This window comes from Bradyrhizobium sp. 21 (genome assembly GCF_023073335.1).
In the GTDB taxonomy this organism is placed as follows: Bacteria; Pseudomonadota; Alphaproteobacteria; order Rhizobiales; family Xanthobacteraceae; genus Bradyrhizobium.
This window is the reverse complement of the sequence record NZ_JADPJG010000002.1, coordinates 342,020-354,188: the sequence shown is the minus strand read 5'-3', so window position 1 is coordinate 354,188 and position 12,169 is coordinate 342,020. Positions and strand designations below refer to the sequence as shown.

Annotated in this window: 10 protein-coding genes; 7 read left to right on the top strand and 3 right to left on the bottom strand. The window is 65.3% G+C overall.

What is annotated here, in order from left to right:
* The first annotated feature begins 136 nt into the window (after positions 1-136).
* The 6 genes from IVB31_RS01545 to IVB31_RS01520 all read left to right on the top strand — a co-directional run bounded on the left by IVB31_RS01545 (position 137) and on the right by IVB31_RS01520 (position 5,724).
* The gene (locus tag IVB31_RS01545) at positions 137-796 is read left to right on the top strand and encodes a hypothetical protein (RefSeq protein WP_247317717.1); all 660 of its coding nucleotides are present in this window, start codon (positions 137-139) and stop codon (positions 794-796) included.
* Between the two features lie 102 nt (positions 797-898).
* Positions 899-1,678 carry an enoyl-CoA hydratase gene (locus IVB31_RS01540; protein WP_247317714.1) on the top strand — a complete coding sequence of 260 codons (780 nt, stop codon included), beginning with the start codon at positions 899-901 and terminating at the stop codon, positions 1,676-1,678.
* 220 nt (positions 1,679-1,898) lie between these two features.
* A complete protein-coding gene (locus tag IVB31_RS01535; RefSeq protein ID WP_247317711.1) occupies positions 1,899-3,296 on the top strand; it encodes a TolC family outer membrane protein in 1,398 nt (465 codons plus the stop codon).
* Between the two features lie 25 nt (positions 3,297-3,321).
* The gene (locus tag IVB31_RS01530; RefSeq protein ID WP_247317708.1) at positions 3,322-3,879 is read left to right on the top strand and encodes a hypothetical protein; all 558 of its coding nucleotides are present in this window, start codon (positions 3,322-3,324) and stop codon (positions 3,877-3,879) included.
* A 51-nt stretch (positions 3,880-3,930) separates the two neighbouring features.
* Entirely contained in the window at positions 3,931-4,893 is a 963-nt protein-coding gene (locus tag IVB31_RS01525; RefSeq protein ID WP_247317705.1) for an amidohydrolase family protein, read from the top strand.
* Positions 4,894-5,094: 201 nt separating this feature from the next.
* Positions 5,095-5,724 carry a LysE family transporter gene (locus tag IVB31_RS01520; protein WP_247317702.1) on the top strand — a complete coding sequence of 210 codons (630 nt, stop codon included), beginning with the start codon at positions 5,095-5,097 and terminating at the stop codon, positions 5,722-5,724.
* Between the two features lie 5 nt (positions 5,725-5,729).
* Here IVB31_RS01520 and IVB31_RS01515 read toward each other — a convergent pair whose 3' ends face one another.
* From IVB31_RS01515 to IVB31_RS01505, 3 genes are all read right to left on the bottom strand, one after another.
* Positions 5,730-8,846: a CusA/CzcA family heavy metal efflux RND transporter gene (locus IVB31_RS01515; RefSeq protein WP_247317699.1), complete on the bottom strand. Its 3,117-nt coding sequence runs from the start codon at positions 8,844-8,846 to the stop codon at positions 5,730-5,732.
* Positions 8,847-8,875: 29 nt separating this feature from the next.
* Positions 8,876-10,120, bottom strand: coding sequence for an efflux RND transporter periplasmic adaptor subunit (locus tag IVB31_RS01510; protein ID WP_247317697.1), 1,245 nt, complete (start codon positions 10,118-10,120; stop codon positions 8,876-8,878).
* 145 nt (positions 10,121-10,265) lie between these two features.
* The gene (locus tag IVB31_RS01505) at positions 10,266-11,666 is read right to left on the bottom strand and encodes a CoA transferase (protein WP_247317695.1); all 1,401 of its coding nucleotides are present in this window, start codon (positions 11,664-11,666) and stop codon (positions 10,266-10,268) included.
* Positions 11,667-11,721: 55 nt separating this feature from the next.
* Here IVB31_RS01505 and IVB31_RS01500 point away from each other — a divergent pair, with 55 nt between their 5' ends.
* Positions 11,722-12,009 carry a hypothetical protein gene (locus tag IVB31_RS01500; protein WP_008136644.1) on the top strand — a complete coding sequence of 96 codons (288 nt, stop codon included), beginning with the start codon at positions 11,722-11,724 and terminating at the stop codon, positions 12,007-12,009.
* The last annotated feature ends 160 nt before the right edge of the window (positions 12,010-12,169 follow it).

Genomic DNA, 12,169 nt, shown 5'->3' with positions numbered 1-12,169 from the left:
CGTCCGGCGGCGAAGGCCCGGCTTGCCGCGTTTTTGCCCCGTGTGGCCCGAAGATTCCCATTTTTTGCCCCGCTGTCGTCATGGCCCGGGGTCTCTGTTCGCTCCCGGGACGGGCTGAATTGGGGAGATCGTCAACATGATGAAAGCCAGCGGACACGCGGCAGTGATTCTTCTTGCCGGGCTTTTCTTGCTGTTCGGCGGCGCTGCACAGGCGGCGCCGAACTCTGCCGGCAAATCGGACAGCGCGGGCAAGCAAGCCGACACGGACAAGCCGGGCAAGCAGCGGCGACATACCTCGCGCCACCACGATAGCACCAGGACGGCGCAGAAATCCGACGACAAGGCCGACAAGAAGGACGCCGCGGCAAAGGCCGAGGGGGCGAAGACCGACAATGGAGACGTGCCGGCCGCGAGCCAGATGCCGCCGGAGGTCGCCAATGCCAATGCACAGCTCGCCGCCGCCGATACGCCGACCGCGGCTGCCGCCTCCGCAATGACGGGCCGCGCCAACGACAACGTCCAGGCAGCGGCCGATAATGCCGCCGCCCCGAATGCCGAGAGCCAGGTCGTGGCACCCGATCAGCTCAACGACATCGACCGCGCTGCGGAACAGGACAACCCGCCGGCGCAGAAGGCGGTGATTGCCGCAACCGACGCGCTGCCGCGGCCGGCGCCGGTGATGGCAAGCAGCCAGCAGAGCTCGGCCTGGGACCAGAGCTCCCTGATCGGCAAGATCTTCATTGGCGTCGGCACGCTGCTGACGCTGGCGTCCGCCGCGCGCATGTTCATGGCGTGATTCCTGGCGTGATTTCCGGCCCCAGGGGGGGCCATGTGTCCCCCTTGAAGCCCACCGCGCCAGCGGGCACATTGCCCGCCCAATCAAAAGCGTGGGTGGAGCATGAGCACGTTCGAACACATCATCGTCGAAAGCAAAGGCGGGGTCGGCATCATCAAGCTGAACCGGCCGAAGCTGCTCAACGCGCTCTCCTTTGGCGTCTTCCGGGAGATCGCCGCGGCAGTCGATGATCTCGAGGCCGATGACGCCATCGGCTGCATCGTCGTGACCGGCAGCGAGAAGGCCTTTGCCGCCGGCGCCGACATCAAGGAGATGCAGCCCAAAGCCTTCATCGACATGTTCTCCGAGGATTTTGCCGCGATCGGCGGCGACCGGCTCGCACGCTGCCGCAAGCCGACGATCGCCGCGGTCGCGGGCTATGCGCTGGGCGGCGGCTGCGAGCTCGCCATGATGTGCGACGTCATCATCGCCGCCGACACCGCCAAGTTCGGCCAGCCCGAAATCACGCTCGGCACCATCCCCGGCATCGGCGGTACCCAGCGCCTGACCCGCGCAATCGGCAAGTCCAAGGCGATGGACCTCTGCCTCACCGGCCGCATGATGGATGCTGCGGAAGCCGAGCGAAGCGGCCTCGTCAGCCGCATCGTGCCCGCGGACAAGCTGATGGACGAGGTGATGGCCGCGGCCGAGAAGATCGCCGCGATGTCGCAGCCTGCGGCCGCAATGGCCAAGGAAGCGGTCAACCGCGCCTTCGAGACCACACTCGCCGAGGGCATGAGCGTCGAGCGCAACCTGTTCCACGCGACTTTCGCGCTGGAGGACCGCTCCGAGGGCATGGCGGCGTTCATCGAGAAGCGCAAGCCGGTGAACAAGAACCGGTAACAGCGGCGAGCGGTCAGGCTGGTGTAAGGCTCTGCCGCTTTCCCGCAGAAGTCCTGTGACGCACCTGCAACAAGCACGGAATACATGGGGGTTTTCCCCGCGGCAGTTTGCCTGCGGGACCGGCGCTGGTTAAACAGGTAAGAGCCGCCGTCGGCGGGGGCGGACAGCCGGGATTTTGCGGGATTACATGATTGGGCGTGCCGCCAGAGCTGGTCGCGTGATGACGCGGCATCGATCGGGCGTGGCTCCAGTGCTTGCAACATGGACCGCGCTGGCGCTCTCGTGCGCCCTTCCCTCCGCAGCAGGGGCGGAAGCCCTGCCGGAGGCGCTCGCCAAGGCCTACCAGACCAATCCGCAGCTCAATGCCGAACGTGCGCGGCAACGCGCCACGGACGAGAACGTGCCGCAGGCGCTCGCCGGTTACCGCCCGCAAATCGTGGCGAGCCTCAGCGCCGGCCTGCAATCGGTGCGCAATCTGCTGCCCGACAACACCATCCAGACAGCCAATCTGAAGCCGTGGATCATTGGCGTCACCGTGACGCAGACCCTGTTCAACGGTTTCCGCACCGCCAACAACGTGCGGGCAGCCGAACTCCAGGTGCAGTCTGGCCGCGAGGCGCTGCGCAATGTCGGCCAGGGCGTGCTGCTCGATGCCGTCACCGCCTACACCAACGTGCTGGCCAACCAGTCGCTGGTCGAGGCGCAGCGCTCCAACGTCGCCTTCCTGCGCGAGACGCTGTCCGTCACCCAGCGCCGCCTCAACGCCGGCGACGTCACGCCGACCGACAGCGCACAGGCCGAGGCGCGGCTCAACCGCGGGCTCTCCGATCTCAACGCCGCCGAAGTCGCGCTTGCGATCAGCCAGGCGACCTATGCGCAAGTGATCGGCAATGCACCGTCGCAGCTCCGTCCTGCCGAAGTCGTCGACCGCTATCTGCCGAAGAGCCGCGAGGACTCGCTGACGATGGCGATCCGGCAGCACCCGGCGGTGATGGCCGCCGGCTTCGACGTCGACGTCGCCTCCACCAACATCCGCGTCGCCGAGGGCGCGCTGCTGCCGAGCGCCAGCGTTCAGGGCAGCGCCAGCAAAAGCCGCAACAACGACCCGACGCTCGGCACCTTCGCCGAAGATCAGGCCTCGATCGTCGCCAATGTCACCGTGCCGATCTACGACGGCGGCCAGGCCGCCGCACAGACCAGGCAGGCCAAGGAGATCACGGCGCAGAGCCGGCTCGTGCTCGACCAGGTGCGCAACCAGGCGCGCACGGCGGCGGTCAGCGCGTGGGTTGCCAACGAAGGCGCCAAGATTGCGGTCTCGGCCTCGGAGTCCGAAGTGAAGGCGGCGACCGTCGCCCTCCAGGGCGTGCAGCGCGAGGCCGCGGGTGGACAGCGCACGACGGTGGATGTGCTGAACTCGCAGGCCGATTTGATCCAGGCCAAGGCCCGCCTGATCGGCGCCAATCGCGACCGCGTCATCGCCTCCTACACGCTGCTCAGCGCCGTCGGCCATCTCGACGTCAAGACCTTGAGCCTGAACACGCCGGACTATCTGCCCGAGGTGCACTACCAGCAAGTCCGCGACGCCTGGCACGGTCTGCGCACGCCGTCCGGGCAGTAGCTTCAAATCGTCCGCCTTGGTGCCGATGAAAAGCCGCCGAATCCATCTGATGGGAGCCTCCGGCTCCGGCGTGACGACGATCGGTCGCGCGCTCGCCGGCAGGCTTGCGCTGCCGCATCACGACAGCGATGATTATTTCTGGCTGCCGACGGCGCCGCCCTACCAGACGACACGCCCTGCCGCCGAGCGTTTGCGCCTGATGCGCGAGATGTTTTTGCCGCGGCTCGATTGGGTACTGAGCGGAACCGTCACCGGCTGGGGCGACGAGCTCGTCACATTCTTCGATCTCGTCGTCTTTGTGACGACGCCGCGCGAGCTTCGCTTGCAGCGCCTGCGTGACCGCGAGGCTACGCATTTCGGAGCGGATGCCGTCGCACAGGGCGGCTGGCGTCATGAGGAGGCGGAGTCGTTCGTCGACTGGGCCTCGCACTACGAAGCCGGCGATCGCGACGGCCGCAGTCTCGCAAAAGATGAAGCGTGGCTCGCGAAGCTGCCCTGCCCGGTCGTGCGCGTCGACGGCTCACGCCCGCTTGCGGACCTCGTCGAGCAGCTATGCAGCGAAGCGCAGCGGCTGCCGGGCTGATGTGATACTGTCCCGACGCCACCGCCAAATAACAAAACGGGGAGAGAAATCATGCTCAGCCGACGCAGCGTCCTGCTTGCCTCCCTCGCCGCCGGAGTTGCCATGTCCAACAAAGCCCACGCACGTGCCGCGCAGCCCGCGACGCCGGTCAATTTCGACGTCCCGGCCCATGCCTGCGACTGTCACACCCACATCCATGGCGATGTCGAAAAATTTCCGTTTTTCGCAGGCCGCGTCTACACGCCGGAGCCGGCTTCACCGGAGGAAATGGCCGCGTTGCACAAGGCGCTGCATATCGAGCGGGTGGTGATCGTGACGCCGAGCGTCTACGGCACCGATAATTCCTCCACCCTGTTCGGCATGAAGGCGCGCGGCGCGACCGCGCGCGGGGTGGCGGTGATCGATGACAAGACGACGGAGGCCCAGCTCGACACGATGCAGACGGACGGCTTCCGCGGCATCCGCATCAATCTCGCAACCGGCGGCGTCAGCGATCCCAATGTCGGCCGAGCGCGCTTCACGACCGCCGTCGAGCGCATGAAGGCGCGCGGCTGGCACGTGCAGCTCTACACCACGCTGCCGATGATCTCGGCGATCAAGGAACTCGTGCTGGCTTCACCCGTGCCCGCGGTGTTCGACCATTTTGGCGGGCTCGAGGCCTCGCTCGGGCTAGAGCAGCCAGGCTTTGCCGACCTAATCGAGCTCGTCAAATCCGGCAAGGCCTACGTGAAAATCTCCGGCGCCTACCGCTCGTCGAAGCTCGCACCCGACTATCAGGACATGGTGCCGTATGCCCGCGCGCTGATCGCGGCGAATGCGGACCGCATCGTCTGGGGCACGGACTGGCCGCATCCGGATTCGAGCCGCGTCGAGGGACGCAAAGCCACCGACATCGCGCCGCTCTATCAGATTGACGACGGCCGCCTGCTCAACCAGCTTCCGGTGTGGGCGCCGGACGCAAATCTGCGCAAGAAGATCCTGGTCGATAATCCCGCGCAACTCTACGGGTTCTGAGTCGCGACAGCTCGGATTAGGTTCAAACAAAGCCCGACGCGATTCCATGCCGCGCAATGGAACTGTTGTCACGAGAACACGACGACTTTGATTCACACGAACGTGTTCGGGTTCCCTTTCGCTTTTCACCCGTTCGGTTGAGGCGACGATTCCCTTTCGCAGGTACGCACGCGCACAGGTTTCATTTGTTCGTGCGGATGCATGCCTTTATCGCATTATCTTGCCGCGCTTTTCTCCGGCATTGGAATTGGTTTTACCGTCGCCGCCCCCATCGGACCAATGGGCATGCTGTGCATTCAGCGCACATTGGCATCGGGCATGGCCACGGGTCTCGCAACAGGCTTCGGTGCGGCGACCGTCCATCTCACCTACAGCATCCTCGCGGTCTTGGGATTGGGCTCGCTTGCACAGCCCTGGGTCGAGGCCAATGCCGTCGGCTTCGGCATCGTCTCGGCGCTCACGCTGCTGTGGTTCGCGATCAGGACCCATCGCAACTCGATCGTGCTTCAGGAGACCGGCCAGGCCGACGCGGTGCGTTTGACACACGCCTATCTCAGCGCCGTCGCGCTGGGGCTGACCAATCCGCTGACGGTCATCCTGTTCCTGGCGGCGCTGCACGCGTTCTCCACGCAGTCGGCAGCAGCCCCACTGGTCGCGGGCGTGTTCGTAGGCTCGGCGGCCTGGTGGATGGTCCTGAGCACGATGGTGGCCAGCGCACGGTCACGGCTGACGCCGCGGATGCTTTCGTTGAGCAGCCGATTCGCCAGCCTGGTGCTGCTCGGGCTCGGCACCATGATGCTGGTGCGGATCGCGCAGCACGCGCTGGGTTAGTTGCGTCAGCGTGCGCGGCGGGAGAAGAAGGAGATCAGGACCGGCAACGTCACCAGGATCACGACCGGCGCCAGCATCATGCCCGTGACGACGACGACCGCGAGCGGCTTCTGCACCTGCGAGCCGATGCCTTCCGACAGCGCCGCCGGAAGCAGGCCGATGCCGGCGACGACGCAGGTCATCAACACGGGCCGGAGCTGCAATTCGCCGGTGCGGATCACCGCGCTCACGCGATCCATGCCTTCTTCGATGAGCTGGTTGAACTGCGACAGGATGATGATCCCGTCCATCACGGCGATGCCGAACAGCGCGATAAAGCCGATCGCCGCGGAGACGCTGAAGGCGGTGCCGGTGATCAAGAGGCCGAGCACGCCGCCGAAGATCGCCATCGGGATCACGCTCATGGCGAGCAGCGTATCGGTCATCGAGCCGAAATTGAACCAGAGCAGGACGCCGATCAGCGCGAGCGAGATCGGCACCACGATCGACAAGCGCCGGATCGCGTCCTGGAGATTGCCGAATTCGCCGACCCAGTCCATGTGCGCGCCGGGCGGTAGCTGCACCTGGGCGGCGACCTTCTGCTGCGCCTCGCGGATCGCGCTGCCGAGGTCGCGCTCACGCACCGAGAACTTGATCGGCAGATAGCGTTCCTGCTGCTCGCGATAGATGTAGGCAGCACCCGAGACCAAGCTGATGCTGGCGACCTCGCTCAAGGGAATCTGCGTCACGGTACCGTTCGGGCCAGGCGCGCCGATCCGCAAATTCTGGATGACCTCGGCGCTCCTGCGGAATTCCGGCGCAAGGCGCACGATGATCGGGAAGTGGCGGTCGCTTCCGGCCTCGTAGATGTCGCCGGCGGTGTCGCCGCCGATTGCGACCTTGATGGTGGCGTTGATGTCGCCCGGCGCGAGGCCATAGCGCGCGGCCTTGGCGCGGTCGATGTCGATCTGGATGGTCGGCTGCCCGAGTGAGGTGAACACCGCGAGGTCGGTGACGCCCTGCACGGTGGCCAGCACCGACTTGATCTTGTTGGCGGTGTCGGTCAGCGCCTGGAGATCGCTGCCGAACAGCTTGATCGAGTTCTCGCCCTTCACGCCGGAGACGGCTTCGGAGACGTTGTCCTGCAGGTATTGCGAGAAGTTGAACTCGACGCCGGGGAAGCGATCGTCGAGCTGCTTGAGCAGTTGCGCGGTCAGCTCTTCCTTGTCGTGGGTGCCGGGCCATTGGCTTGCGGGCTTGAGCGGCGCGAAGAACTCGGCGTTGAAGAAGCCGGCGGCGTCGGTGCCGTCATCGGGGCGGCCGTGCTGCGACACCACGGATTCCACTTCAGGCCGTGCGCGGATCACCTTGCGCATCTCGTTGACGTAGGAGTTGCCTTCCTGGAGCGAGATGGTCGGCGGCAGCGTGGCGCGGATCCAGAGATTCCCCTCCTCCAGCTTCGGCAGGAATTCGAGGCCGAGCAGCCGGCTGAGCGCAACCGTCATCAGCACGAGGCCGACCGCGCCGCCGAGCATGATGCCGCGGTTGGCAACGGCCCAATTCAGCACCGGCATGTAGATCCGGTGCAGGATCAGCATCACCTTGGTCTCGGTCTCGCGGACATGCGCCGGCAGAATGATCGCGGACAGCGCCGGGGTGACGGTGAACGTCGCAAGCAGCCCGCCGGCCAGTGCGTAGGCATAGGTCCGGGCCATCGGTCCGAAGATGTTGCCCTCGACGCCGGAGAGCGTGAACAGCGGCAGGAAGGCCGCGATGATGATGGCGGCGGCAAAGAAGATCGAGCGCGAGACGTCGGCCGCCGCGCTGAGGATGGCGTGGCTCTTCATGCCGAACAGCGTCTCGGGCGACATCTGCTCGGATTCCGACATCGGCGTCGTCTGCGTCAGGCGCCGGAAGATCGCCTCCACCATGATGACGGTGGCGTCGACGATCAGGCCGAAATCGATCGCGCCGACCGAGAGCAGGTTCGCCGATTCCCCGCGCAACACCAGGATGATCACCGCGAAGAACAGCGCGAACGGAATCGTGGCGCCGACGATCAGCGCGCTGCGCAGATCGCCGAGGAAGATCCACTGCAAGAGCACGATCAGCAGAATGCCAATCACCATGTTGTGCAGCACGGTGTGGGTGGTGAGCTCGATCAGGTCCCCGCGGTCGTAGATGCGCTCGATGCGCACGCCCGGCGGCAGGATGCTGGAATCGTTGATGGTCTGAACGAGTTGGTGGACGCGCTTGATGGTTGGCGAGCTCTGCTCGCCGCGGCGCATCAGCACGATGCCCTGCACGATGTCGTCGGCATCGTCGAGGCCGGCAATGCCGAGACGGGGTTTTTGGCCGACGGTGACAGTGGCGACGTCCTTGACCAGCACCGGATTGCCGTTGGTCTGCGAGACCATCGTATTGGCGAGGTCGTCGATCGACCGGATCAGGCCGACGCCGCGCACAACGGCGGATTGCTGGCCGATATTGACCGTGTTGCCGCCGACATTGACGTTGGAATTGCCGACCGCCTGAAGCAATTGCGGCAGCGTCAGGCCGTTGGCGACGAGCTTGTTGAAGTCGACCTGGAGCTCGTAGGTCTTGCTCTTGCCGCCCCATCCGGTGACGTCGATCACGCCGGGCACGGCGCGGAAGCGGCGCTGCAGGATCCAGTCCTGGATGGTCTTGAGGTCGAGCACGCTGTAGTTCGGCGGGCCGACGAGACGGTAGCGGAAGATTTCGCCAATCGGGCTGAGCGGCGAGATCTGCGGCTGCACGTTGCCGGGCAGCGGCGCGAGCTGCGCCAGGCGGTTCAAGACCTGCTGCAACGCCTCGTCATAGGTGTAGGCGAAGGAGAACTGCAGTTTGACGTCGGAGAGGCCGTAGAGCGAGATGGTGCGAATGGTCGTCACGTTCTTCAGACCGGCGACCTGGGTCTCGATCGGAATGGTGATGTAGCGCTCGATCTCCTCCGCCGACAGGCCCGGACTCTGCGTTACGATGTCGACCATCGGCGCGGTCGGATCGGGGTAGGCCTCGATGTTGAGCTGGTTGAACGCGATCAGGCCGCCGATCAGCACGGCAAAGAACATGCCGACCATCAGGAAGCGCCGATTGACGGCAAGGGCGACGAGACGATCCATTCAGGTTTTCAATTTTCTTGGGTCGTCGATCAGCTGCCGGACGCCGCGCGGTCGATGAACAGGCTGCCTTTGGTGACGATCTGCTCGCCAGGTCTCAGATTGCTGGTGACCTCGACGAGGTTGCCGTTGATGAGGCCGATCTTGATCTCGCGCAGCTCGACCGACTTGTCCTCGCGTGCGACCCAGAGGCGGACCTTGTCGGCTTCGTAGATCAACGCCTGTTTCGGCACCGCCGGGGCGGCGCGGTCGCCGGCCGAATAGATCGTGACGTTGGCGAACATCTCCGGCTTGAGCAGGCCGTCCTTGTTGTCGATGGTGGCGCGGACCAGCAGGCGGCGGGTGCTCGGATCGATCGCGGCGGCGACGTAGTTGATCTTCGCGGTCAAGGGACGGCCCGGCAGCGCCATCACGTTGACCGTGATGTCCTGCCCGATGCACACGGCGGCCGCATCGCTCTCGCGCACGAAGGCGGTGAGCCAGACCGTGGAGAGGTCGCCGACCACGAAGACCGGATCGCTGGCGCCGGAATTGACGTACTGGCCGGGGCCGATCTTGCGCTGCACGACCGTGCCCGCGATCGGCGAATAGATCGTGACTTCCGGATTGATGGCGCCCTTGTCCTGGAACGCCTTGATGGTCTCGTCGGTGAAGCCGAGGATGCGCAGCTTGTTGCGCGAGGCCTCCAGCGCCGTCGCCGAGGAGCGCATGTCGTTCTGCGCCTGAACCTGGGTCGCTTCCGCCTGCTGATAGTCCTTCAGCGGGATGGCATGGCCCTCGTAGAGGTCCTTGGCGCGCTTGAACTGGATGTCGGCAAGATCGATCGCCGACTTCGCCTTGTTCTGCGAAGTCATTGCCGCGATGAAATCGTTCTGGGCCTGCACGGTGTCGGCGGCCTCGATTGTGAACAGCGGTTGCCCTTGCTTCAGCATCTCGCCCGGCTTGGCGAGCAGCTTGGTCACCCGGCCTGCATAGGGCGAGAACACCGGCGTCGAACGGTCCTCGTCGACCGCGACCTTGCCCTCGGTGACATATTCGGCCCGGAAGGTCTTGGCCTTGACCGGCTCGATCGTCAGCGTCGCCCATTCCGACGGCGTGGGCGTGAAGTTCTGCGCATTCCTGCGCGACTGGCTGGAGACCTCGGAGTGGCTCTTATCCTTGGCCCCCGCCGAGAGGTAGCCGTAGGCCCCGGCACCGGCAAGTGCCAGTAAAACTACGGATGTGATCATCCGTTGTTTTGTAAGCACCTGCAATCGCTTGGTATTCTCAACTACCATGGGGCCCGGTCATATCTGCGATGATACCGGCGGATGCCTGCCTCATCGATCGCGCTAATAGTGCCGAATTGTGATTTCAAACAACCTAAAAAACGCGGGGCACCTTTCGGTTTACGTTAAAATTTTGCGACGCGTCAGCTTCACGTCAGCTTCTCGCCGGCCACTGTGCCGGATGACTGCCGAGCGGCATCGCCGGACGGCTCCATCGTGCCGGCGTCTTCGACAGCAGTGCTGAATGACGCACCGCCTTCAACGTGCCGAAGCCAGATGGCACGCTCTCGATGAATGCAGCATGTACGTCCTCGCCCGTAATATCCGGGGTGTCGAGGCCGCGTTCGAGCCGTCCGAGATTCCACAGCCAACGTCCGGTCTGCGCCAGCGACACGCGCACGTGCCAGCTGCCGCCTTCGCGGGCCTGGCGCGTCTTGGCCATCATCGCACCGAACGCCATCAGATAACCGGTGGCGTGGTCGAGCATCTGGGCCGGCAATTCCTTGGGACCATCGAGGCCGGCGGCCTGACCTTCGGCATGGTTGAAGCCGGTCGTGGTCTGCACCAGCGAATCGAAGCCGCGCCGCTCCGCCCAGGGGCCGGCATGGCCATAGGCCGACAGCGTCACGTAGACGATGCCGGGGTTGATCTCCGCTGCGTCCTCCGGCGAGAAGCCGAGAGCGGCAAGCGCGCGCGGGCGATAGCCTTGCGAGAAGATGTCGGCGTCCTTCAACAGCGCGCGCATCTGCGCCCTGCCCGCCTCGCTCTTCAGCTCGAGGAAGGTGGTGAGCTTGCCGCGGCCGGTGTCGATGGTCAGCCAGGGAATAGCGGGCAGATCGGGCCCTGACACGAGCAACACATCCGCCCCGTGCGCCGCGAGCGTGCGGCCGGCGACGGGACCTGCGATGACGCGGGAGAGATCGAGCACGCGAAGGCCTGCAAGCGGACGATCGCCTTTTGGCCATGGCTTCGGCGGGGCCTCGCCGATCTTCTCGATCGAGACCAGCGGCAAGTCGGCGAGCGCGCGGGCCTGCGGCAGCGCCGACCATTCGTCACAGGAGCGCATCAGGGCAACGACGCCGCCTGCGGCATAGGCCGCCGTCTCGAAATCCTTGCCCTTCCATTGTATCAAAGCGGCCTGCACCTTCTCGCGCTCGGGCTCGCAGCCGAGCACCTTGCAGACGGCGTCGCGATGATGCGGAAAATTGGTGTGGCAGCGGACGAAGCGGTTGTCGCCGGTTTTGTAGACGCCGGCGATGGCGTCCCAGGCCGGCGGCGGCGGCTTGTCGTCGACGCGTAAATAGCGCTCGGATCTGCATTCGGCGACGGCGTGGCGCATGTCGACGGAGACATCCTGCACTTCGCCGCTGCGCAATCTCCAGATTTCGGCGGCGGCGAGGCCGGCGGCGGCGATCGTCGTCTGTCCGGCGAGCGCGACACGAAACGAGGACGGAATGTGCGGCTCTTCTCCGGTCAGCCGCACGCGCGCGAGCGCGGCCGCATCACCGCCGGCGGAGGTCCAGATATCGCTGAGAATGCTGGCGGGGCTTTGCATGACCGTTACTCTCCCTTAGCTTCGCGAACATCTCACTATCACGGAAAGGACCACAATGGCCGCCATCGACCCCCTCACCGCAGGCGCCGTGTTCATCGCAACGGCAGCCACCGATGCGGTCTATGTGATGTTCACCTCGGCCGTAATCGCGCGCAAGCGCGTGCCGGCGGCGAACTGGAGCGCGGTCTGGTACCTGCTCTCGTCCTATGCCGTGATCAGCTATACCGAGAACGCGTTCTATGTGGCCTTCGCCGCGATCGGCTCTTGGGCCGGCGCCTACGCCTCGCTGACCTTCCTGCACCGCCCGCCCGGCGGCCCGCCAGTGGGGGCCGCGCCGGAGTGAGGGTGGGCTTGAACGACGCAATCAACCACACACGCGATGTCGTCCTGGCGAAAGCCAGGACCCATAACCACAGGGAGTGGTTTTGCGAGGATTCCGAGTTGCTTGGCCGGCGGCAAGCAACACAACACCCCGTCGGGGTAATGGGTCCTGGCTTTCGCCA